General features: G+C 63.4%; 20 protein-coding genes. 7 read left to right on the forward strand and 13 right to left on the reverse strand.

Features of this window, described 5'->3' with window-relative positions:
* From AC07XM_RS27205 to dksA, 10 genes are all read right to left on the reverse strand, one after another.
* Positions 1 to 817 (reverse strand): glucose-6-phosphate isomerase (locus AC07XM_RS27205; protein WP_495045903.1); only part of this gene is annotated, 817 nt, incomplete at its 3' end.
* 237 nt (positions 818 to 1,054) lie between these two features.
* The gene (gene panC / locus AC07XM_RS27210) at positions 1,055 to 1,918 is read right to left on the reverse strand and encodes a pantoate--beta-alanine ligase (RefSeq protein WP_102690026.1); all 864 of its coding nucleotides are present in this window, start codon (positions 1,916 to 1,918) and stop codon (positions 1,055 to 1,057) included.
* A complete protein-coding gene (gene panB, locus AC07XM_RS27215; RefSeq protein ID WP_060519961.1) occupies positions 1,915 to 2,715 on the reverse strand; it encodes a 3-methyl-2-oxobutanoate hydroxymethyltransferase in 801 nt (266 codons plus the stop codon). Before panB ends, panC begins: the two co-directional genes overlap by 4 nt.
* Positions 2,716 to 2,977: 262 nt before the next feature.
* Positions 2,978 to 3,457: a 2-amino-4-hydroxy-6-hydroxymethyldihydropteridine diphosphokinase gene (gene folK / locus AC07XM_RS27220; protein WP_016489154.1), complete on the reverse strand. Its 480-nt coding sequence runs from the start codon at positions 3,455 to 3,457 to the stop codon at positions 2,978 to 2,980.
* Positions 3,454 to 4,836 carry a polynucleotide adenylyltransferase PcnB gene (locus tag AC07XM_RS27225; protein WP_016489153.1) on the reverse strand — a complete coding sequence of 461 codons (1,383 nt, stop codon included), beginning with the start codon at positions 4,834 to 4,836 and terminating at the stop codon, positions 3,454 to 3,456. The genes folK and AC07XM_RS27225 overlap by 4 nt, the downstream gene beginning before the upstream one ends.
* A 973-nt stretch (positions 4,837 to 5,809) precedes the next feature.
* Positions 5,810 to 7,255 (reverse strand): sigma-54-dependent transcriptional regulator, encoded by a 1,446-nt coding sequence (locus AC07XM_RS27230; protein ID WP_016489152.1) that lies wholly within the window; start codon positions 7,253 to 7,255, stop codon positions 5,810 to 5,812.
* A gap of 4 nt (positions 7,256 to 7,259) precedes the next feature.
* A complete protein-coding gene (locus AC07XM_RS27235) occupies positions 7,260 to 10,235 on the reverse strand; it encodes a sensor histidine kinase (RefSeq protein WP_016489151.1) in 2,976 nt (991 codons plus the stop codon).
* Positions 10,219 to 10,395 carry a hypothetical protein gene (locus AC07XM_RS27240; protein WP_003250005.1) on the reverse strand — a complete coding sequence of 59 codons (177 nt, stop codon included), beginning with the start codon at positions 10,393 to 10,395 and terminating at the stop codon, positions 10,219 to 10,221. Before AC07XM_RS27240 ends, AC07XM_RS27235 begins: the two co-directional genes overlap by 17 nt.
* 157 nt (positions 10,396 to 10,552) lie before the next feature.
* A complete protein-coding gene (gene gluQRS / locus AC07XM_RS27245) occupies positions 10,553 to 11,440 on the reverse strand; it encodes a tRNA glutamyl-Q(34) synthetase GluQRS (protein ID WP_102690025.1) in 888 nt (295 codons plus the stop codon).
* A 62-nt stretch (positions 11,441 to 11,502) separates the two neighbouring features.
* A complete protein-coding gene (gene dksA / locus AC07XM_RS27250; RefSeq protein ID WP_016489149.1) occupies positions 11,503 to 11,946 on the reverse strand; it encodes an RNA polymerase-binding protein DksA in 444 nt (147 codons plus the stop codon).
* A gap of 210 nt (positions 11,947 to 12,156) precedes the next feature.
* Here dksA and AC07XM_RS27255 point away from each other — a divergent pair, with 210 nt between their 5' ends.
* Both AC07XM_RS27255 and sfsA read left to right on the forward strand, forming a co-directional pair.
* Entirely contained in the window at positions 12,157 to 13,329 is a 1,173-nt protein-coding gene (locus AC07XM_RS27255; protein WP_016489148.1) for a pyridoxal phosphate-dependent aminotransferase, read from the forward strand.
* Entirely contained in the window at positions 13,329 to 14,042 is a 714-nt protein-coding gene (sfsA, locus tag AC07XM_RS27260; RefSeq protein WP_023049291.1) for a DNA/RNA nuclease SfsA, read from the forward strand. The genes AC07XM_RS27255 and sfsA overlap by 1 nt, the downstream gene beginning before the upstream one ends.
* Here the strand turns inward: sfsA and AC07XM_RS27265 are convergent.
* Positions 14,032 to 14,349: a Rieske (2Fe-2S) protein gene (locus AC07XM_RS27265; protein WP_016489146.1), complete on the reverse strand. Its 318-nt coding sequence runs from the start codon at positions 14,347 to 14,349 to the stop codon at positions 14,032 to 14,034. The two genes, sfsA and AC07XM_RS27265, sit on opposite strands and share 11 nt — an antisense overlap.
* A gap of 147 nt (positions 14,350 to 14,496) precedes the next feature.
* On the opposite strand from AC07XM_RS27265, the gene AC07XM_RS27270 reads away from it, so the two are divergent.
* The 4 genes from AC07XM_RS27270 to AC07XM_RS27285 are packed head-to-tail and all read left to right on the forward strand — an operon-like array spanning position 14,497 to position 18,085.
* The gene (locus AC07XM_RS27270; protein ID WP_016489145.1) at positions 14,497 to 15,381 is read left to right on the forward strand and encodes a heme/hemin ABC transporter substrate-binding protein; all 885 of its coding nucleotides are present in this window, start codon (positions 14,497 to 14,499) and stop codon (positions 15,379 to 15,381) included.
* 50 nt (positions 15,382 to 15,431) lie between these two features.
* A complete protein-coding gene (locus tag AC07XM_RS27275) occupies positions 15,432 to 16,415 on the forward strand; it encodes a FecCD family ABC transporter permease (RefSeq protein ID WP_161775545.1) in 984 nt (327 codons plus the stop codon).
* On the forward strand, positions 16,415 to 17,182 hold the full coding sequence (locus tag AC07XM_RS27280) for a heme ABC transporter ATP-binding protein (protein ID WP_016489143.1): 768 nt from the start codon (positions 16,415 to 16,417) through the stop codon (positions 17,180 to 17,182). The genes AC07XM_RS27275 and AC07XM_RS27280 overlap by 1 nt, the downstream gene beginning before the upstream one ends.
* Before the next feature lie 12 nt (positions 17,183 to 17,194).
* Positions 17,195 to 18,085: a ChaN family lipoprotein gene (locus AC07XM_RS27285; protein WP_060519906.1), complete on the forward strand. Its 891-nt coding sequence runs from the start codon at positions 17,195 to 17,197 to the stop codon at positions 18,083 to 18,085.
* A 191-nt stretch (positions 18,086 to 18,276) separates the two neighbouring features.
* On the opposite strand, the gene AC07XM_RS27290 is transcribed toward AC07XM_RS27285, so the two are convergent.
* On the reverse strand, positions 18,277 to 18,555 hold the full coding sequence (locus AC07XM_RS27290; RefSeq protein ID WP_016489141.1) for a TfoX/Sxy family protein: 279 nt from the start codon (positions 18,553 to 18,555) through the stop codon (positions 18,277 to 18,279).
* Between the two features lie 252 nt (positions 18,556 to 18,807).
* Entirely contained in the window at positions 18,808 to 20,370 is a 1,563-nt protein-coding gene (locus AC07XM_RS27295) for a bifunctional aminoglycoside phosphotransferase/ATP-binding protein (protein ID WP_016489140.1), read from the reverse strand.
* 114 nt (positions 20,371 to 20,484) lie between these two features.
* Between AC07XM_RS27295 and mrcB the strand changes: the two genes are divergently transcribed.
* Positions 20,485 to 22,806 carry a penicillin-binding protein 1B gene (gene mrcB, locus AC07XM_RS27300; RefSeq protein ID WP_102690024.1) on the forward strand — a complete coding sequence of 774 codons (2,322 nt, stop codon included), beginning with the start codon at positions 20,485 to 20,487 and terminating at the stop codon, positions 22,804 to 22,806.
* The last annotated feature ends 1 nt before the right edge of the window (position 22,807 follow it).

Raw genomic sequence — 22,807 nt, forward strand, 5'->3', positions numbered from 1 at the left:
CACCCACCCAGTCCCACATCGGGAAGATGTTCTCTTCGCGAATGCCGAACGCCACTGCGGCGGCCTTGTTGCTGGAAACCGCGATGAAATGGCGGTACAGCTCGGCTTCCGAGCCGCCCTGGGCCAGGTACCAGGTACGCGCAGCCATGGCGTTTTTCAGGGTCTCGAGGGTGTTGAACGACTTCGACGAGACGATGAACAGGGTGGTTTCGGCGCGCAGGTTGGCCGAGAGCTCGTGGAATTCACTGCCGTCGATGTTCGCCAGGTAGTGGCAGCGTACGCCACGCTGGGCGTAAGGCAGTAGTGCTTCGGAAACCAGCTCGGGGCCGAGGAACGAGCCACCGATACCGATATTGACCACGTCGGTGATCGGCTTTTCGCTGTAGCCGCGCCACAGGCCGTCATGGATGCGGCCGACCAGTTCGGTGATCTGGTTGAGTACCTTGTGCACTTCCGGCATGACGTTCACGCCGTTGACGCTCAGCTTGTCGCCCACCGGCCGGCGCAGGGCGGTGTGCAGCACCGGGCGGCCTTCGGAAGCGTTGATGATTTCGCCGCTGAACATCGACTTGATGGCGTCCTGCAGGCCCACTTCGTTGGCCAGGTTCACCAGCAGGTCGCGGCTTTGTTCGGTGATCAGGTTTTTCGAGTAGTCGAGGAACAGGCCGCAGCAGCTCAGGGAGAACTGGTCGAAGCGTTGGGCATCGGCGGCGAAGGCTTCGCGCATGCTGAAGCCTTGCATGGCGTCGCGGTGTTGCTGAAGCGCCTGCCAGGCGGGCAGCGCCGTCACATCGTGGGGTGTACGGTAATACGCCATTGCGCGGGGTTCCCTTGGTGCGTGATGAGGCCTTGGACACGGCAGTCATTGCCGGGTTCAGGCTGGCATCATTATAGGCAAAGGCCACGCACTGGGAATGGGTATGGCAGGGTGATTTTGGGGAGCGCTTTGCGCCCCATTCGCGGCACAAGGCCGCTCCCACAGTTTCTGTGTCGGGCTTGAGGGCTATGGGAGCGGGCTTGTCCCGCGAATGGGCTGCATAGCAGCCCCAGGCCGTTATGCGGTCTTTTCTTCCACATGCAGGTAAAGGTTGTCGATCAACCTGGTGTTACCCAGATAAGCCGCAGCAATCACCACCAAATCGCGATCATCGATCATTGCCGGGCGTAGGCTCACGGCATGGCGCACTTCCAGATAATCCGCGCGCAGCCCCGCAGCACTCAGCTGCGCCTGCCCCTCGGCGACCAGCGCGGCAAAGTCCCGTTGGCCACGGCCGATGGCCGCTGCGATGTGCTGCAGCGTGCGGTACAGCACCGGCGCGGTCGCACGCTGCTCCGGCGTGAGGTAGCCATTGCGCGACGACAGTGCCAGGCCATCCTCGGCACGCACAGTGGGCTCGCCAATGATCTGAACCGGCATGTTCAGGTCGCGCACCATGGCGTGGATCACCGCCAGTTGCTGGAAGTCCTTTTCACCGAACACGGCAAGGTCTGGCTGGACCATGTTGAACAGCTTGCTGACCACGGTGGCCACACCTTCGAAATGCCCCGGCCGGCTGGCGCCGCACAGGCCTTCGGACAGGTGGGGCACGCTGACGCGGGTTTGCACGCTCATGCCGTCGGGGTACATCTCTTCCACGGTGGGCGCGAACAGCAGGTTGCAGCCGGCCTGCAGCAGGCGCTCCTGGTCTGCGGCCAGGGTGCGCGGGTACTTGTCGAGGTCTTCGTTGGCGCCAAATTGCAGCGGGTTGACGAAGATGCTGGCCACCACGAAATCGGCGCGCTGCGCAGCCTTGGTTACCAGGGCCGCGTGGCCGCTGTGCAGGTTGCCCATGGTGGGCACGAAGCCGATGCGCTTGCCTTCACCGCGAGCGCGGGCGACGGCGGCGCGCAATTCGCGGACGGTCTTGACTGTATTCATGCACTGAACCCGTGTTCGCTACCAGGGAAGCTGACTTGCTTGACCGCCTCGACGTAAGCGACGAGCGCGCTGTGGATATCGGGCTGGCCTTGCATGAAGTTCTTCACGAACTTCGGCACTCGGCCGCTCAGCGACAGGCCGAGCATGTCGTGCAGTACCAGCACCTGGCCATCGGTGGCGCTGCCGGCGCCAATGCCGATCACCGGGATGCCCACGGCGTTGGTGATTTCTGCCGCCAGTTCGCTGGGTACGCATTCGAGCAGCAGCATGGCCGCGCCGGCCTGTTCGAGGGCGATGGCGTCGGCGCGCATCTGCCGGGCCTGGGCCTCCTGACGGCCTTGCACCTTGTAGCCGCCCAGCACGTTGACGGTCTGCGGGGTCAGGCCCATGTGTGCGCACACCGGCACACCGCGCTCAGCCAGCAGGCGGATGGTTTCGGCCAGCCAGGCGGCGCCTTCGATTTTGACCATGTGGGCGCCGGCGCGCATAAGCGTGGCGCTGTTGGCAAAGGCTTGCTCCGGGGTGGCGTGCGCCATGAATGGCAGGTCGGTGAGTATCAGTGCACCGTCATTACCGCGTTTGACGCTGGCGGTGTGGTAGGCCATGTCCGCCGTGGTGACCGGCAGGGTGCTGTCGTGCCCCTGCAGGACCATCCCCAGCGAGTCGCCTACCAGCAACACTTCAATGCCGGCCTGGCTGGCGGCCTTGGCGAAGGTCGCGTCGTAGCAGGTCAGCATGGTGATTTTTTCACCCTTGGCCTTGAGGCCATTGAGGGTGGTAAGGGTTACTTCAGGCATGTCGGAAAATCCTCGTTCAGGCGCTGTAAAAAACGACTGCATTCAACGCGTGTAGTCATCTTCCGGAGCGGCACATCATCGCGCGTGATGTTCGGGCACAGGTCCGTCCGGGCCTAAATACGGGTATGCGGCACTTTGGGGCTGCACGGGACGCCTATAGTCGTGAGCGAGGTGGGGGAAGTCAATCACCCTGTTACCGCATTGTTACGATCAGGGTGTTACTGGCGTTACCGTGCCAGTGTGCAACGCTGGAACGCCCGGTTTACAGGCGTTCAAGGCCGACGAACGGGCAGTCGCCGAGCAATTGCGCGAGGGCGCGGCCATCTGCCAGGTGGAAGTCGTCCGGCACCAGTTCGGCCAGTGGGTAAAGCACGAAAGGCCGGGCATGCATGTGGTAATGCGGCACTTTCAGGCGTGGCTCGTCGAGTACCAGGTCACCGAACAGCAGGATGTCCAGGTCCAGCGTGCGCGGGCCCCAGCGCTCCTTGCGCACGCGGCCCTGGCCGTTCTCGATGGCTTGCAGTGCATCGAGCAGCGCCAGAGGCGGCAGTGCGGTGTCCAGGGCGGCGACAGCGTTGGTGTAACGCGGTTGGCCGGGCAGCAGCGAATCGCTGGTGTACAAGGCCGAAGCCGCCACCAGGCGAGTACCCTCCACCTGGTCAAGCGCCTGCAAGGCACTGCGCAGTTGTTCGGCGGGTGCGTCCAGGTTGCTGCCCAGGCCGACGTAGGCGCGAGTCTTCACTCGGACGCCTCGTCACCACCGCGTTTGCGTTTGCTGGTGCTGCGTTTGCGTTTGCGCGGGCCGGCACCTTCGTCACGGCTGCCCAGCTCGCGAATCATCTCGCGACGCTCGCTGTCGTTGGCATCCTGGTAGTCGGTCCACCACTGGCCGAGGTCGTCGGTATCTTCCCCGGCGCTTTCACGCAGCAGCAGGAAGTCGTAACCGGCGCGGAAGCGAGGGTTGTCCAGCAGCATGTCGGCGCGTTTGCCGCTGCGCCGTGGCAGGCGCTCCTGCATGTCCCAGATCTCGCGGATCGGCAGCGTGAAACGCTTGGGGATGGCGATGCGCGCGCATTGCTCGGCGATCAGGTCGTGGGCCGCGCCGTTCATGGCGGGTATCGGCGGCACGCCCTGGTTCTGCAGGTGCAGCACGCGGGCCGGCAGGGCTGGCCACAGCAGTGCGGCGAACAGGAACGCCGGGGTTACCGGTTTGCCCTGCTTCACGCGCAGGTCGGTGTTTTGCAACGCTTGGCTGATCAGTGTGTGGGCGTAGGTCGGGCGCTCGTCCAGGGCGTGTGCGCTGGCCGGGAACAACGGCTCGAACAGCTGCAGGTCGACCAGCATCTCGAAGGCCATGGCGCCTTGGCCTGAGAGGAACAGCTTGAGGCTTTCCTCGAACAGGCGTGCGGGCGGAATCTCGCGCAGCAGCGGGGCAAGCTCGCGGATCGGCTGGACCGTGTGCTTCTCGATACCGAAGTCCAGCTTGGCGGCAAAACGCACCGCGCGCAGCATGCGCACAGGGTCTTCCTGGTAGCGGTGGGTCGGGTCGCCGATCAGCCGCAGCAGGCGGTTGCGCACATCGTGCACACCGTTGGCGTAATCGAGAATGCGCTCGCTGACCGGGTCGTAGTACAGGGCATTGATGGTGAAGTCGCGGCGTTGCGCGTCTTCTTCCAAGGTGCCGTACACGTTGTCACGCAGGATGCGGCCACTGGAATTGTGCGACGAACGGTGGCTGTCGCCCTGGTCGTCTTCCGAGTGAGGGGCGCGGAAGGTGGCAACTTCGATGATCTCACGGCCGAAATGCACGTGGACCAGTTTGAAGCGGCGACCAATGATGCGCGCGTTACGGAATTCGGCACGGACCTGTTCGGGGGTGGCGCTGGTGGCGACGTCGAAATCTTTCGGCGTAATGCCCAGCATCAGGTCGCGGACACAGCCACCGACCAGGTAAGCCTGGTAGCCGGCGCTCTGCAGGCGTTCCACGATATTCACCGCGTGGCGGCTGAACTGGTGGCGCTGCAGCGAGTGCTGGCTCTTGTTGATCACCTCAGGCGTAGTGCGCCTGTGGTGCGTGCCCGGTACGGGCGGGCGGAAAGACTGGAACAGCTTCTTCAGCATGGGATGCACTGTGTGAAGGAATGTTCGGCCAATAATAGGAGAATGGCCGCATGATGGGCGGGGATTCTAGCATTTACTCGGGGAATGGTGTAGGCGGGTAGCAGGATGCCTGCCAGAAGGGTAGAAACGACAAGGGGAGCCTAAGCTCCCCAAGAAGTCGTTGCGTGCTCTTATTGTTTTTTTTGCTGGGCTTTTTGTTTTTGTTGAGTGCCCTGTCCACAAATCTCGAAGCTTGTGGACGACCCCCAATCCAGGGGTTAAGAGCAAACGGATTGCTTTGGCCGCTGATGTCACGTTGATCTGTCGATCCAACCAGTTCAGGCGCTGCTTTTTAGTGCAGTTTTTGTTGTTCTCTGCCTGGTCGTGGGGCAAGCCCCAAACACGCATCCTCTCCAAAAGAATCAGTTAGCTGCGCCTCCGCCGTCTTGTTTTTATTGTGCGTGAGCCGTTTCGTCTTGTTCTTATTTTAGGTTGCAGTGCTTGTTATTGTTTTTGTACTAAGCATATAGCAGGTGCCGTGCCAACTTTTGAAAACCCAGTAAAATCAAGGGGTTGAGGCATTTCAGCAGTTTTCACGGCGCTCAAAATGTCGCAATTTCGTTACCGTACGCCTCGGGAACTGTTACGGCGGAAAGGTTGGGTAACAGATTTTTGTGGGAACTGATGTGTTACCTGGGGTGTTTCCGGGCCAGATGTGTTCGCCACACCCTGTTTAGCGCCTATGCGATCGAGCGCCGCCCGCGCGGCGCTTCGCGGGGCAAGCCCGCTCCCACATCTGTTTCGGGCCAATCAATCCTGAGGCGTCGGAGCTCGCCCCTCTGTTGTTCCATTCAATCACGTCGTGCAGCAAGGGGCCGCGCGCCAATGGTGGCAGGAGATATTGGCCCGAAACAGATGTGGGAGCGGGCTTGCCCCGCGAAGCGCCGCGCGGGCGGCGCTCGATCTCGAAGGCGACAACAATGCTGTGCCGAACTCAATTATCGCTGGTAGCGTTGCTCTTGCGCCGTGGAATGCCCAGGCGCTGGCGGCGTTCCCACAGGCACTTGCGGCTGACGCCAAGCTTGCGTGCCAGTTCGGTCTCGGTCATGTGGTCCTGATGCTCAAGTACGAAGTGCTGGAAGTAGTCTTCCAGCGACAGGTCCTCGGTCGGCTCGTGGCTGGCATTGGCAGCGCTGGCCACCACCAGGGCGTTGTTGAGGATCTCGTCCTCTTCCAGGTCGCTCAGCTCGATGTCGATGCCCAGCAGTTCGGCAGAAATTTCCGCGCTCTCGCTGAGGATCACCGCGCGCTCCACGGCGTTTTCCAGCTCTCGCACGTTACCCGGCCAGCTGTAGTGACGAATGGCTTGCTCGGCTTCGGCCGAGAAGTGCAGGTCGTCGCGGCCGATACGCGCGCTCTGGCGCGCCAGGAAGGCGCTGGCGATTTCGTTGACGTCGCTGCCGCGCTCGCGCAGGGCAGGCAGTTTCAGGGCGATCACGTGCAGGCGGTAGTAAAGGTCTTCGCGGAACTGGCCGGCCTTGGCCAGGTTCTTCAGGTCGCGGTGGGTCGCGGCGATCAGGCGCACATCGACCTTTTGCGATTGCACCGAACCCACCCGGCGAATCTCGCCTTCCTGCAGCACGCGCAGCAGGCGGGCCTGGGCTTCCAGCGGCAGTTCGCCGATTTCGTCGAGGAACAGCGTGCCGCCGTCGGCGGCTTCTACCAGGCCCGCACGCCCGGCGCTGGCGCCAGTGAACGCGCCTTTTTCGTGACCGAACAGTTCGGACTCGATCAGTGTCTCGGGGATGGCTGCGCAGTTCACCGAGATCATCGGTGCCTTGGCGCGGCGCGACAGGTTGTGCAGGGCGCGGGCCACCAGCTCTTTACCGGTACCCGATTCACCCTGGATCAGCACGTTGGAGTCGGTGGGCGCAACCTTGCGGATCTTGCTGTACATGTCCTGCATCGGCGGGCACGAGCCGATGATGCCGATTTCGCCATTGGCCGCAGCCGCGCTGCCTTTGTCGGCCGGGGCGGCCTTGCCATTGGCGGCGCGTGGCTCGGCAGCCGGTGCGGCGGCCGGGGTGTTCTGCCGGTCGCGCAGGATACGCGCCACGGCCTGCAGCATCTCGTCGTGGTCGAATGGCTTGGCGATGTAGTCCACCGCGCCCATTTTCATCGAGTCTACCGCCGAGCGCAGGCTGGCGTAACTGGTCATGATCAGCACCGGGGTGCCCTGACCAAGCTTGATCAGCTCGGTACCGGGTGCGCCTGGCAGGCGTAGGTCGCTGACGATCAGGTCGAAGGTGGCAATGCTGAAGCGTTCCTGGGCTTCCTGCACCGAGCCGGCTTCGCTGACCTGGTACTGGTTCCGCTCGAGCAGGCGACGCAAGGCCGAGCGGATGATGGTTTCGTCTTCGACGATCAGAATATGCGGCATTGATTCAATTCTCTCGACGGTCTCGAATTTCAGGGGACGTCGCTACGACATGCCGGGGCAGGGTCACGCGGATCCGGGTGCCACGTTGCCGTTCGATATCGGCCGGGCTGTCGATGGTGATTTGCCCATAATGCTCTTCCACGATGGAATAGACCAGAGCGAGCCCCAGTCCGGTTCCCTCGCCAGGGTCCTTGGTGGTGAAGAAGGGCTCGAACAGGCGGTCCATGATGTTCTTCGGTATCCCGCTGCCCTCGTCCTCGACGATCAGGTCGACGGTGTGTTCGCTGACCTCGGTGCGCACGCGCACGGCACTGCCGGGCTTTGATGCGTCGCGGGCGTTGGAGAGCAGGTTGATCAGCACCTGGGCCAGGCGCTGCGGGTCCCCTTCGGCCCAATGGTCGGGGTTGCAGAGGTTGAAGAACTGGACTTCGAAATTGCGCCGGTTCAAGGCCAGCAGACCGATGGCGTCCTGCGCCACTTCGGCCAGGCACACCGGTTCTTCGCTGTTCTGGTGGCTGCCGCCGGCATGGGCGAAGCTCATCAATGACTGGACGATGCGCGACACCCGCTTGGTCTGGTCGAGGATCTGGCTGGATAGCTCGATGATTTCGCCATCGCCCTCGCGTTCCTCGCGCAGGTTTTGCGCCAGGCAGGCGATGCCGGTTATCGGGTTGCCGATTTCGTGGGCCACGCCGGCGGCCAGGCGCCCAATGCTGGCCAGGCGCTCGGAGTGCACCAGCTTGTCTTCCAGTGCCTGGGTTTCGGTAAGGTCTTCCACCAACAGCACAAGGCCGCTGTTACCGGGTGCCAGGGGCTCGTCAATGGCTGCCTTGTGCAGGTTCAGCCAGCGCGGTTGCCCGTCCAGTGCCAGGCGCTGCTTGTGCAAGTGCTCGTCGGGCAGGTTGATGAAGCCTTGCAGCAGGCCGCGCCAGGGCTCGTCGATGGTGAGCAGACGCGAGCCGACCACGTGCTTGGCGGCGATGCCGGTGAGCTCTTCCATGGCCTTGTTCCACATCAGGATTTCCTGGTCCTTGGCCAGCGAACACACGCCCATGGGCAGCTCTTGCAGGGTCTGGCGATGGTAGCGGCGCAGGGCGTCGAGCTCGGCGGCCAGGCCGGTCAGGCGCGAGTGGTAGTCTTCCAGGCGGCTTTCGATGAAATGGATGTCTTCGGTCACATAGTTTTCGTTACCGGACTTGTAGGGCAGGAAGGTTTCGACCATGTCCTGGGCCACGCTCGGGCCCATCAGGCCGGACAGGTTGGCCTCGATGCGGTCGCGCAGGCGGCGCAAGGCGTAGGGGCGGCGCTCGTCGAACGGTAAGTAGAGGTCACGCAGGGCCTGCTCCACTTCTTTTTGTGCAGCCTTGGCACCCAGCGGCTTGGCCAGTTGGGTGGCAAACTCCTGCGGCGAGGCGGCGTGCAACTCGCGGCGCTGCGGGCGGCGTACGTTGTCCACGGCGCAGGCTTCTGCCGCGCTGACTTCTTCGCTGCTGGCGTTGGTGAACAGCGAGATCAGGGTGAACAGCAAAACGTTGGCCGCCAGCGAGGCAATGGCCGCCATGTGCCAGCTGGTATCGTCCAGCACATAGATCATGTCCAGCAGCGGTATATAGAAGCCCTGCAGGTTGCCCAGCAGCGGCAGCAGCATGGTCACCATCCACACCAGGGTGCCGGCCAGCAACCCGGCGATGAAGCCGCGCCGGTTGGCGGTGGGCCAGTACAGCACCGATAGTACGCCCGGCAGGAACTGCAGGGTGGCGACGAAGGCGACGATGCCCAGGTTGGCCAGGCTCTGGTGGTTGTTCTGGGTCAGGTAGAACATGAAGCCGGCGGTAATGATGGCGACGATCAGCGCGCGACGGGTCCACTTCAGCCAACGGTAGATGTTGCCTTCGGCCGGGGGCTGGTACAGGGGCAGCACCAGGTGGTTGAGGGCCATGCCCGACAGTGCCAGGGTGGTGACGATGATCAGGCCGCTGGCGGCTGACAAGCCGCCGATGTAGGCCAGCAGCGCCAGTGCTTCGTTGTTGGCGGCAATCCCCAGGCCCAGGGTGAAGTACTCGGGGTTGGTGCTGGCGCCCAGGCGCAGGCCGGCCCACAGCACCAGCGGCACGGCCAGGCTCATCAGCAGCAGGAACAGCGGCAGGCCCCAGCTGGCACTGACCAGCGAGCGCGGGTTGAGGTTTTCGGTGAAGGCCATGTGGTACATGTGCGGCATGACGATGGCCGAGGCGAAGAACACCAGCAGCAGGGTGCGCCATGGGCCTTCCTGCAGCGGGGTGTGCAGGGCGGCCAGGGCGGTCTGGTTCTGCAGTAGCCAGACCTCCAGCTCGTGCGGGCCGCCGAATACGCCGTACAGGGCGTAAAGGCCTATGCCGCCCAAGGCCAGCAGCTTGATCACCGACTCGAAGGCGATGGCGAACACCAGCCCTTCGTGTTTTTCGCGCGTGGCAATGTGTCGCGAGCCGAAGAAGATGGTGAACAGAATGATCAGCGTACAGAACGCAAAGGCTACCCTGGCCTTGACCGGCTCACCGGTGAGGATGCTGATCGAGTCGGCCACCGCCTGTATCTGCAGCGCCAGCAAGGGCAACACGCCTATCAGCATGATGATGGTGGTCAATGCGCCGGCCCAGGTGCTGCGAAAGCGGAACGCCAGCAGGTCGGCCAGCGATGAAAGCTGGTAGGTGCGGGTGATCTTGAGGATCGGGTAGAGCAACACCGGTGCCAGCAGGAATGCGCCGGATACCCCCAGGTAACAGGCCAGGAAGCCATAGCCGTACTGGTAGGCCAGGCCCACCGAGCCATAAAAGGCCCAGGCACTGGCATACACGCCCAGCGACAGGGTGTAGGTGAGGGGGTGGCGAATGATCGAACGCGGGATCAACCCGCGCTCGCTGATCCAGGCCACGCCAAACAGCACCATGAGGTACCCGGCGCTGATCAGGATCATCTGGGTCAGGCTAAAGCTCATCGGCATCTCGTTGGCTCTGCAGGATGAAGGTGACGACGATCAGGATCAGCCAGAGCAGGTACGGGCGGTACCAGGCTCCGGTCGGTTCGATCCACCAGTCCATGATGGCCGGGGAGAACAGGTAGATCCCCACGACCAGAAGCAGGACCAAACGATAGATGTACATGCTGGCCTCGATGGTTGGGCGCTGCGGGCTTGGACTTATTATTGGCGCAAATGACTGGGGGGATGCTAGCGGGAATCCATTGCGTTAGCCAAGGGTTTGAAATTATTGGGCTTTTGTTATTGAGGGTTGGTTTGCCCGCGAAAGCGCCGGGCCTGCCTCAGCGCAAATCAGCCTCAGGCACCGTGGTCCGCTGCGCGATCGCCTCCGGCCGCCACTGCTTGCGGGCTATCGCCAACACTTCAGCCGGCGTAGCCAGTAGTAAATCGGGGTCTGTTTCTTGCCCCAGCGCCCGCAATGCCCGCAACAGCAGCGGTGTAGCATGCTCAGCCTGCAGGGGTGGCGACCGGTACGACTTGCCCAGCTTGTGCCCATCCGGCTGCACGATCAGCGGAATATGCAGATAGCGCGGCTGTGAGAAGCCCAGCAGCTCCTGCAGGTACAGCTGCCGCGGGGTGTTGTCGAGCAGGTCGGCGCCGCGCACGATGTCGGTAACACCCTGCCAGGCATCGTCCAGCACCACCGCCAGCTGGTACGCATACAGCCCGTCGCGGCGCTGGATGACAAAGTCGCCTACCTCACGCCCCAGGTGTTGCTGGTACTCGCCCTGCACCCGGTCGGTAAAGCGGTAGATCAGCTCTGGCACGCGCAAGCGGATCGCCGCACCTTCACGGGCATGGCCGGCATTGCGGCACAGGCCTGGGTAAATGCCGTTGTAGCCCTCCAGCTGCTTGCGCGAGCAGGTACAGGCATAGGCCAGGCCCAGGTTGAACAGGCGGTCGACGACCGCGGCATAGGCGTCGTGCCGCTGGCTCTGGAACACGACCTCGCCATCCCATTCCAGCGCGTAACGCTCCAGGGTTTGCAGGATGGCATCACGGGCACCGGGCATTTCCCGGGGTGGGTCGGTGTCTTCCATGCGCAGCAACCAGCGGCCGTTCACGGCGCGGGCGTCGAGCCAGGAGGCCAGGGCGGCGACCAGCGAGCCGAAGTGCAAAAAGCCGCTGGGGGTGGGGGCGAAGCGCCCGATGTAGCTGGAGTCGGTCATGTCAGGCTGGGCATATAAATGAAACGGGGCGCATGAAGCGCCCCGTTCAGGTGGAAGAAAGGTCAGCCTTTACCGACCGTTTTTTCCTTTTTCTCGGCAATTTCCTTGCAGTCGAAACACAGGTCTGCGGTCGGACGGGCTTCCAGACGGCGCAGGCCGATCTCGATGCCGCAGGAATCACACCAGCCGTACTCTTCGTCCTGGATCTTCTGCAGGGTCTTGTCGATTTTCTTGATCAGCTTGCGCTCGCGGTCACGGTTGCGCAGCTCAAGAGCAAATTCTTCTTCCTGGCTGGCACGGTCGGCCGGGTCCGGGAAGTTCGCAGCTTCATCCTTCATGTGGTCTACGGTGCGATCCACACTGTGCATGAGCTCGCCTTTCCAGGCATTGAGAAGCTTGGTGAAGTGCTTCTTCATGGGCTCACCCATGTACTCTTCGCCCTTGGTCTCTTTATAGGGCTCGACACCGTACATGGTTCCGGTTTTTTGCTTTTCTACGGTGGACATGAATAGACCGCCTCTCACTCATCTGATCCAATGCGCAGGATGCTCCATCCCCGGCGACCGCCGGCCCTGCGACTGCGAGCCGCCGAACTTACCAGATAGATCGGGGGTGCGCTACCCCGCCCGATCCTGCTTATTGACATCGGCGCGAGCCGTACGTTCGTTGGCGTGCAGAGGTAGAATCTCCAGTTTAGACCCAATTGAGAGAAGGTCATGGCCCACCCCTACAGTGCGCGCAGCCGCGCCATCGAACCCTTCCACGTCATGGCGCTGCTGGCCCGGGCCAACGAGCTGCAGGCGGCCGGGCACGACGTGATCCACCTGGAAATCGGCGAGCCGGACTTCACCACGGCCGCACCGATCGTCGCCGCCGGCCAGGCCGCGCTGGCTGCCGGGCACACCCGCTACACCGCTGCACGCGGCCTGCCGGCACTGCGTGAAGCGATCGCCGGCTTTTATGGCCAGCGTTATGGCCTGAATATCGACCCGCAGCGCATCCTGATTACCCCAGGTGGTTCTGGCGCGCTGCTGCTGGCCAGCAGTCTGCTGGTCGACCCGGGCAAGCACTGGCTGCTGGCCGACCCGGGTTACCCGTGCAATCGCCACTTCCTGCGCCTGGTCGAGGGCGGGGCGCAGCTGGTGCCGGTGGGCCCGGAGGTGAACTACCAGCTGACCGCCGACCTGGTCGAACGTTACTGGGACAAGGACACGGTCGGTGCCCTGGTCGCGTCGCCGGCTAACCCGACTGGTACTGTGCTGGGGCGCGAAGCGTTGGCCAGCCTTGCCAAAGCCACCCATGAGCGGCATGGCCACTTGGTGGTGGACGAGATCTACCATGGCCTCACCTATGGCATGGACGCGCCAAGTGTGCTGGAAGTCGACGACTCGGCGTTCGTCCTGAATAGTTTTTCCAAGTATTACGGCATGACCGGTTGGCGCCTTGGCTGGCTGGTGGCCCCACCCGGCGCAGTGGCCGACCTGGAGAAACTGGCGCAGAACCTGTACATCAGTGCACCGAGCATGGCCCAGCATGCCGCGCTGGCATGCTTCCAGCCCGAGAGCCTGGCCATTTTCGAGGAGCGCCGCGCCGAGTTCGCCCGCCGCCGCGACTACCTGCTGCCCGCCCTGCGCGAACTGGGCTTCCGCATAGCCGTCGAGCCGCAGGGGGCGTTTTACCTGTATGCCGATATCAGTGCCTTTGGCGGTGATGCGTTTGCCTTCTGCCGGCACTTTCTGGAAACCGAGCACGTGGCCTTTACGCCGGGCCTGGACTTTGGCCGTCACCTGGCTGGGCACCATGTGCGCTTTGCCTACACCCAGAGCCTGCCGCGCCTGGAAGAGGCGGTGCAGCGCATTGCCCGTGGCCTGCGGAGCTGGCAAGGCTGATGCAGTTCTATCCCCCACTCGAACAGGGCCGCCTGCTGCGCCGTTACAAGCGCTTTCTGGCGGACATCGAACTGGCCAGCGGCGAACAGCTGACCATTCACTGCCCGAACACCGGTTCCATGCTCAATTGCATGCGTGAAGGCGGGCAGGTGTGGTTTAGCCGCTCCAACGACCCCAAGCGCAAACTGCCAGGCACCTGGGAAATCAGCGAAACCCCACAGGGGCGGCTGGCCTGTGTGAACACTGGGCGGGCTAACGCGCTGGTCGAAGAGGCACTGCGGGCCGGCGTCATCGCCGAACTGGCCGGTTTTACCGCGCTCAAGCGCGAAGTCGCGTACGGAGAGGAAAGCAGCCGCATCGACTTTCGCCTGGAGTTCGACGGTGCCCCTGCGTATGTCGAGGTGAAGAGCGTGACCTTGGGTTACCCCGACAGCACGGTCGCGGCTTTTCCCGATGCGGTGACACAGCGCGGTGCCAAGCACCTGCGCGAGCTGGCGAAGCTGGCCCGGCAGGGCGTGCGGGCGGTGCAGTTGTACTGCGTGAACCTGACTGGCATCAATGCCGTACGCCCAGCTGAGGAAATCGACGCAGCCTATGCCCAGGCCCTGCGTGCGGCGGTGGCGGACGGGGTGGAGGTGCTGGCCTACGGCACCCGCCTGAGCGCCGAAGGCATTGTTATTGATTGCCGCCTGCCGGTGCTGCTTACGCCGTGAGCCAGATGCCTTGGCTGTCTTCGTGACAGCCCAGGGCCAGCAGTTGCTCACCCTCGCAAGGGCCGGCTACGCACTCGCCGCTTTCAATCAGGAACAGCGCGCCATGGTGGGCGCAGTGGATGAGGCTGGCGCTGTCATCGAGAAAGGCATCTTGCGTCCAGTTCAGCGGGATGCTGCGGTGCGGGCACCGGTTGCGGTAGAGGTACACCTGGCCCTGGCGGCGCACGCCGAACAGTTCGAGGCCGTCTACGCTGAAGGCGCGGCTTTGGCCTTCGGCCAGGGTGTGGGAGGTACAGAGCAAGTGCATGGCGAGGACGACTCATGAAACAGATGATGACTTGACGCGTCAATGCGAATAATTATCAAATTGCCCGCATTCGCTGCGCCTGGCCCCTATGGTGCGCAGTTCTGTCGCCCGCCACAAGGCGCGCGGCTCGCCTTCAGAAGGAACCCCATGATGCGCCGTCCAGTCGCCTTGCTCGCCCTCTGCGCAAGCCTTGTGCTCTCCACCACGGCCCTGGCGGCCGAGTTGCCGCAACGCTGGGTCAGCGCGGGTGGCGCCCTGAGCGAGTGGATAACTGCATTGGGCGGCGAAGCGCGGCTTGTCGGTGTGGACACCACCAGCCAGCACCCGGCATCGCTGAAATCACTGCCCAGCGTGGGTTACCAGCGGCAGTTGTCCGCTGAAGGCATTCTCAGCCTGCGCCCGGATGTACTGGTGGGCACCGAGGAAATGGGCCCGCCGCCGGTACTGGCGCAAATTCGCAAGGCCGGTGTGCAGGTGGAGTTGTTCTCCAGCAAGGCCGAACTGACGGCGGTGGATGAAAACCTCAAGCATCTGGGGCAGTTGCTTGGCGCAGAGCAGCAAGCTTCGGCGTTGGCGGCGGGCTACCACCAGCAGATCGAGGCGGTGCAGGCCAAGGTCAAGCAGGCTCAGGCAGGCCAAAAGGCACCTGGGGTGCTACTGCTGGTCGGCCATGCCGGGGCCAAGCCGCTGATCGCCGGGCAGGGCACTGCGGGTGACTGGCTGCTGGGCCAGGCGGGTGGGCACAACCTGGCAGAACATCAAGGCTACAAGAACTTCTCCAACGAAGCCTTGGCGGCGCTGGACCCGGATGTGATCGTGTTTTCCGACCGGGCGCTGGCCGATGAGCAGGCCTTGCAGGCGCTGTTGAAAGAAAACCCCGCGCTGGCTGCCTCGCGGGCTGTGCGTGAGAGACGCCTGGTGTCACTGGACCCGACGCTGCTGGTAGGCGGGCTTGGCCCACGCCTGCCATCGACCTTGCAGTCGCTGGCAGCCACCTTCTACCCGGCGGCCCAGGCCAGCTTCGCGCAATGAAACAGCGGGTCCAGCCACGTACGTTGTTCATTTGCCTGAGTCTGCTGTGCCTGTTGGCGGTGTGGTTGTCGCTGGCCTTGGGGCCGGTCAGCCTGCCGCTGTTCGACACCCTGCGCGCCGGCCTGCGCCTGTTGGGGCTGCCGATTGCGGCTGACGGCCTGCAGCAGGCCGAGATGATCCTGGGCCAGATCCGCCTGCCGCGTACCTTGCTCGGGCTGGCGGTGGGCGCGGTGCTGGCGCTGTCCGGCGTGGCCATGCAGGGGCTGTTCCGCAACCCGCTGGCCGATCCAGGGCTGGTGGGGGTTGCCGCTGGGGCGGCGATGGGTGCAGCGGTCGCCATTGTCGGTGGTGCCTGGTTTGGCGGCATGCCGGACGCTTTCGCGCCCTATCTGTTGTCGTTCTGCGCTTTTGTCGGGGGGCTTGGGGTGACCGCGTTGGTCTACCGACTGGGGCGGCGCGATGGCCAGACCAACGTTGCCACGATGCTGCTGGCGGGCGTGGCCATGACTGCGCTGGGCGGCGCGGCCGTTGGGCTGTTCTCTTACCTGGCCGACGACGCCACCCTGCGCACACTGACATTCTGGAACCTCGGCAGCCTGAACGGTGCCAGCTACGAACGGCTGTGGCCGTTGCTACTGGTGGCGGCGGGGGTAGCGGTGTGGCTGCCGCGCCGGGCCAAGGCGCTGAATGCCCTGTTACTGGGTGAGTCGGAGGCGCGCCACCTGGGCGTTGACGTGGAGCGACTCAAGCGCGAGCTGGTGTTCTGCACGGCGCTGGGCGTAGGTGCGGCAGTGGCAGCAGCAGGGCTGATCGGTTTTATCGGCCTGGTGGTGCCGCACCTGGTGCGCTTGCTGGCCGGGCCTGATCACCGCGTGGTGCTACCGGCCTCGTTGCTGGCCGGGGGCGTGCTGATGCTGTTCGCCGACCTGGCGGCGCGGCTGCTGCTGGCACCTGCCGAGTTGCCGATTGGTATTGTCACGGCCTTCATCGGTGCGCCGTTCTTTCTGGTCCTGCTGATAAGAGGGCGCAGCTGATGTTGCAAGTCGAAGGCCTGCACCTGCGGCGGGGGAGCAACGAAGTGCTGCACGACATTCACCTGCAACTGAGCCCGGGGCAGGTGGTGGGTGTGCTCGGCCCCAACGGTGCCGGCAAGAGCAGCCTGCTGGCTGTGTTGTGTGGCGAGCTGGCGCCCGAGCGAGGGCGGGTGACGTTGCAGGGCCGGCCCCTCACCGATTGGCCTGGGCAGGAGCGGGCCAGGCGCCTGGCAGTGTTGCCACAGGTGTCCAGCCTGGGCTTCTCGTTCCGGGTCGAGGAAGTGGTGGGCATGGGGCGCATGCCTCATGGCACCGGGCAGCAGCGCGATGCGCAAATTGTCGAAGCGGCGTTGCAGGCGGCGGATGCCTGGCACCTGGTGGGGCGCAGTTACCTGGCGCTCTCCGGTGGCGAGCGCCAGCGGGTGCACCTGGCCCGCGTGCTGGCCCAGCTATGGCCGGGCGAGGAGGGGGCCACGCTGCTGCTCGACGAACCGACCTCGATGCTCGACCCACTGCACCAGCACACTACCCTTGAATCCGTGCGCCGCTTCGCCGACCGCGGCGCTGCGGTGCTGGTGATCCTGCATGACCTGAATCTGGCTGCGCGCTACTGTGACCGTATCCTGTTGCTGGAGCAGGGGCGCTGCCATGCGTTTGCCACGCCCGAAGCGGTATTGACGCCAGCGGCACTGAAGGCGGTGTACGGTATCGACGTACTGGTGCAGGCGCACCCAGAGCGTGGGCACCCACTGATCATCACACGCTAGGAGGCATTGTCGATGCGTCATCTGCTGCTGTCGGGTTTCTCGCTTTGCCTGATGTTTTCACTGGGCGGCTGCCAGGCCAGCCTGCCGCCACTGCCCTCCTGGCAGAGCAGTGAAGGGCGCACGCATGCCGAGTTGGGGCACATCATCGATCTTGCCAGTGGCCGGGCGATCAGCCCTGAGCAACTGGTGCAGCGCCTGGCAGGCACCCCTCGCGTGCTGGTGGGCGAAAAACATGACAACCCGGACCATCACGCGTTGCAACTCTGGCTGCTACGCGCGATGCAGGGGAAGCGCGTGCAAGGCAGTCTCCTGCTGGAAATGCTGCAGCCTGAGCAGCAACCGCTGGTCGACAAGGTTCAGGGGCAGCCGCTGCCGGCGAACTTGCCCAAGGCGCTGGCCTGGCAGGAAGGGTGGGATTGGCAGCTGTACGGGCCGATAGTGCGTGAGGCCTTGCAGGACCGAGTGCAACTGCTGGCCGCCAACCTGTCGCCGGGTGAGATGCGTCAGGCCTATCGACAGCCAGCCCCGCTGACTGGCAAAAGGTCCAATGCACCGGCGGTAAAGGGTGCTTTGCTCGAGCAGGTACGCGCTGGCCATTGTGGGATGCTGCCGGAAAGCCAGTTGCCGGCGATGCTGGCTGTGCAGCAGCAGCGCGACCGGCGCATGGCCGAGCGGTTGCTGTCCGCGCCGCAGCCAGCGTTGCTGTTTGCCGGGGCCTATCACGTGCGCAAGGACCTGGGCATACCCTTGCACCTGGCAGATCTGGGGGCGTCGGCGTCGGGGGAGACCAAGGTATTGCTGCTGGCCGAGGTGGGCGAGCAGGTTGAGCCAGGCCAGGCTGATTACGTGTGGTACACCGCGGCGATGCCGGAGCAGGATTACTGCGCGCAGTTTCGCCAGTAGTGTGGGCCAGGCGGCACAAACCCCCAGGCAAAAAAAGACCCGGCAAAATGCCGGGTCAATAACCGTGATTAGCCTGATGAGGAGATAATCTGAGAGTCCGAACCAGGGGCTCTTAGGTTATCCAACCAGTCTCGCGACCAGTTGTGATAATCATAACAATTCTCATTCAGGCGTCAATCCCTTCCCCACGATTATTTTGGATTTTTTTGCGTAGGATTTTTCGCGTCCAGTTGTTGATTGAGCGCTTCTTTGCGTTCGAGCGGCAAATCGTTCCAGTGCATGTCCAGCAAGGCGCCCTCAATGGCGTACAACAGCACCTTGGAGGCGCGGAACCCTCGAGTCTTGACGGCCTGGTAGGCACCCACCGCACCCAGGCGACGCAGATCCGATGCGCTGTGGATGCCGGCGGCATGCAGCCACTGCGCAGAGGTCTTGCCAAGGTTCTTCAGGTGCTGCAATTCATCGTTCATCGAGCCTCCTTGCGATGGCTGAACGTGGATTGGAGGATAAATCGCGAGCAGGTCAGAGAGGAGTGTAGCGGGGGTTAAGAAATGCGCGGCCTTTTGCCATCGGGGGCGATGAACTGCCTTTGGGAAGTAGCCTGTTCTGGCCCCATCGCCGGCAAGCCAGCCCCCACAGGTACACCGCAGGCCTTGAGGGCGAGGGTGTAACTGTGGGAGCTGGCTTGCCGGCGATAGGGCCGGTACAGGAAAACGGCGAACTTACAGGCCTGGCAACCGCTGGCGAATCTGCTCGATCACCTGGTCCATGCTGCCAGCATCCTGGGTATCGACCCGTGTGCTCTGCACCAGCTCCTGCGCATCCAACGCTTCACGGCTCGCCTGCTGGGCCTTGACCACATCCAGGGTGGCATCGGAGGGGTCGGTGTTTTCGGCCTGACGCTGCTCCAGCCAGCTGGCGATGACGGCCTCGGGTGCGTGGCAGTCGAGGATCAGGAACGGCACACCGGTCTGGCTGGCGACGTCTGCAGCAGCCTGGCGCTGTTCACGCTTGAGGTAGGTGGCATCCAGCACCACCGGGAAGCCGGCGCGCAAAACGGTGGCTGCCACTTCATGCAAACGTTGGTAGGTGGCGGCACTGGCATCCGGGTCATAAATGCCGGCAGTCAGTTGGCCGGCGTGGTCGTGCGGCTGATCGCCGAACAGGCGCTTGCGCTCGACGTCGGAGCGCACGCGAATGGCGCCCAAGGCCTCGACCAGGCGCATTGCCACGTGGCTCTTGCCCACTGCCGAGACACCATGGGTGATGGCCAGCAGCCGCGAAGGGATGGCGCTGTAGCTTTCCGCCAGGTTGGCGTAGTTGCGGTAGGTGCGCAGGGTAGTGGCCCGCTGCACGCCATCGGCATTGGCCGGCATGCTGAACAGCGCGACCTTGGCCCGTACCAGGGCGCGATAGGCTTTGTAGAAGTTGAGCACCTCCAGGCCTTCATAATCGCCGGTCAGCTCCAGGTACTGACTGATGAAACGTCGTGCCAGGCACTTGAGGCCGCGATCTTCCAGGTCCATGGCGAGGAAGCCGGTGTCGGCCCAGACATCGGTCATGCGGAACGGTTCGTTGAACTCGATGCAGTCGAAGATCACCACCTGGCCGTTGATCAGGGTCGCGTTGCCCAGGTGGATGTCGCCATGACACTCGCGGGTAAAGCCATTGGCCTTGCGCGAGGCGAACAGGCCTTGCAGCCGCTCGAAACTGCTCCGCGCCCACGCCTGCAGGTTGTCCAGTTGCAGCAGGTCGGCCTTGTCGCTGAGGAATGGGCGGATCTGCTCGAAGTTCTGCTCGACCGGGGCCATGACGCTTTCAGGCGAACCGTAGGGCTGCTCGGCAGATACCTTGGGGGTCTGCAGGTGAAACTCGGCGATTTGCCGGGCCATCTGGTCAATGTGCGCGGCATTCAGTTCACCATTGGCCTGCAGGGTGCTGAGCATCTGCCCCTGAGGGAACTGGCGCATCTTCAGCGCGTATTCGATGGCCTCGCCGTCGCCACCGATCTGCGGCGCTTCGACACTACCGGTCACCGGCAATACCTCCAGGTACAGGCCATCGGTCATGCGCTGGTTCAGGCGCAACTCTTCGTTACAGAAATGCTGGCGCTGGCCCAGTTCGGTGAAATCGAGGAAGCCGAAGTTCATCGGTTTCTTGATCTTGTAGGCGTACTCGCCGGTGAGCAGCACCCAGGAGATATGCGTCTCGATGAGCTGGAACCCATCCACGGGGTGAGGGTACAGGGCGGGGTTCTGCAACGCAGTGATAAGAGCTTGGCTCACGGCAAATCCTTCCGGGGCAGGGAATTCGAATGCGCCATTATGGTCAATGGTGCCGTCCCTGCCTACCGCTGGGCCGTCTGCCCAGCCTTTATAAAGTGCGTATAATCCGCCGCCATGACCCGATCTCGAAATCCTCGTACCCCTCAGAAACCCTCGACCAGCCGCTCTCGCGCCTGGCTGGGCTGGGCTTTGAAGCTCAGCCTGGTAGGCCTGGTGATCGTTGCCGGCTTCGCGGTTTACCTCGATGCTGTCGTGCAGGAGAAGTTCTCCGGCAAGCGCTGGACCATCCCGGCCAAGGTGTATGCCCGGCCGCTGGAGCTCTTTACTGGTCAAAAACTGAGCAAAAACGACTTCCTTACCGAACTCGATGCGCTCGGCTACCGGCGTGAGAGCGCGGCCAACGGCCCGGGTGCGGCGGCCGTCAACGGCAGTACCGTCGACCTCAACACCCGTGGCTTCCAGTTCTACGAGGGGATGGAACCGGCGCAGTTCGTGCGCGTGCGCTTCTCCGGCGATTACGTGGCGGGCCTTTCTGCGGCCAACGGCAAGGCGCTCGACGTGGTGCGGCTGGAGCCGCTGATGATCGGCGGCATCTACCCGAAGAACCTCGAAGACCGCATCCTGATCAAGATCGATCAGGTACCCAAGTACCTGCTCGAAACACTGGTAGCGACCGAAGACCGCGACTTCTACAGCCACTACGGCGTGTCGCCCAAGTCCATCGCCCGGGCAATGTGGGTCAACACATCGTCGGGGTCCATGCGCCAGGGGGGCAGTACCCTGACCCAACAGCTGGTGAAGAACTTCTACCTCAGCAGTGAGCGCAGCCTCAGCCGAAAGCTGACCGAGGCAATGATGGCGATGCTGCTTGAGCTGCATTACGACAAGCGCGAGATTCTCGAGGCCTACCTCAACGAGGTGTTCGTCGGTCAGGATGGCCAACGTGCAGTTCACGGTTTCGGTCTGGCCAGCCAGTTCTTCTTCAGCCAACCGCTGTCTGAGCTGAAACTGCACCAGATCGCCCTGCTGGTAGGCATGGTCAAAGGCCCGTCCTACTACAACCCGCGGCGTTACCCTGACCGTGCCCTGGCTCGCCGCAACCTGGTGCTCGACCTGGTGGCCGAGCAAGGCGTGGCCAGCCAGGCGGAAGTCGATGCAGCGAAGAAGATGCCGCTGGGCGTGACCAAGCGCGGCAGCCTGGCTGACAGCTCGTTCCCGGCCTTCCTCGACCTGGTCAAGCGTCAACTGCGCCAGGACTACCGCGACGAAGACTTGACTGAAGAAGGCCTGCGTATTTTCACCAGCTTCGACCCGATCCTGCAGATGAAGGCCGAAACTTCGATGAGCGAGACCTTCAAGCGCCTGTCGGGGCGCAAGGGGGCTGACGAGGTGGAATCGGCAATGGTCGTGACCAACCCGGAAACCGGTGAGGTACAGGCGCTGATCGGCAGCCGCCTGGCAGGCTTCGCCGGTTTCAACCGGGCCATTGATGCTGTGCGGCCGATCGGCTCGCTGGTAAAACCGTCGGTGTACCTGACTGCGCTGGAGCAGCCGAGCAAGTACACCCTGACCAGCTGGGTGCAGGATGAGCCATTTTCGGTCAAGGGTGCCGATGGTCAGGTCTGGCGCCCACAAAACTACGACCGTCGACCGCATGGCACCATCTATCTGTATCAGGGGCTTGCCAACTCGTACAACCTTTCGACTGCCAAGCTTGGCCTGGAAGTGGGCGTGCCCAATGTGATCAAGACCATTGGCCGGCTAGGGGTAAATGTCGACTGGCCAGCCTTCCCGGCCATGCTGCTGGGTGCTGGTGGCATGTCGCCGATGCAGGTTGCAACCATGTACCAGACCATCGCCAACGGCGGTTTCAACACCCCGATGCGCGGTATCCGCAGCGTGTTGACTGCCGAAGGCGAGCCGCTCAAGCGCTACCCGTTCCAGATCCAGCAAACCTTCGACCCGGGCGCCATCTACCTGGTGCAGAACGCCATGCAGCGGGTCATGCGCGAAGGTACCGGGCGCTCGGTGTACAACACCTTGCCGCGCTCGCTGACCCTGGCGGGCAAGACCGGTACCAGTAACGACTCGCGCGACAGCTGGTTCTCCGGCTTCAGCCAGGACCTGCTGGCCGTGGTGTGGATGGGCCGTGACGATAACGGCAAAACACCCTTTACCGGTGCCACCGGTGCCCTGCAGGTATGGACCAGTTTCATGAAAAAGGCCGACCCGCTGCCGCTGGACATGCCGCAACCGGACAACGTGGTGCAGGCCTGGATCGACCCTTACACTGGCCATGGGTCTGATGCCAGCTGTCCGGGAGCGGTGCAGATGCCGTATATTCGCGGGAGTGAACCGCCCGCCGGTGCGACCTGTGGCGGCGAGCAGAATCCTGCCGAGTCGGTCATGGACTGGGTCAAAGGCTGGATGAATTAAG

Source organism: Pseudomonas sp. GW460-LB5 (genome assembly GCF_059423245.1).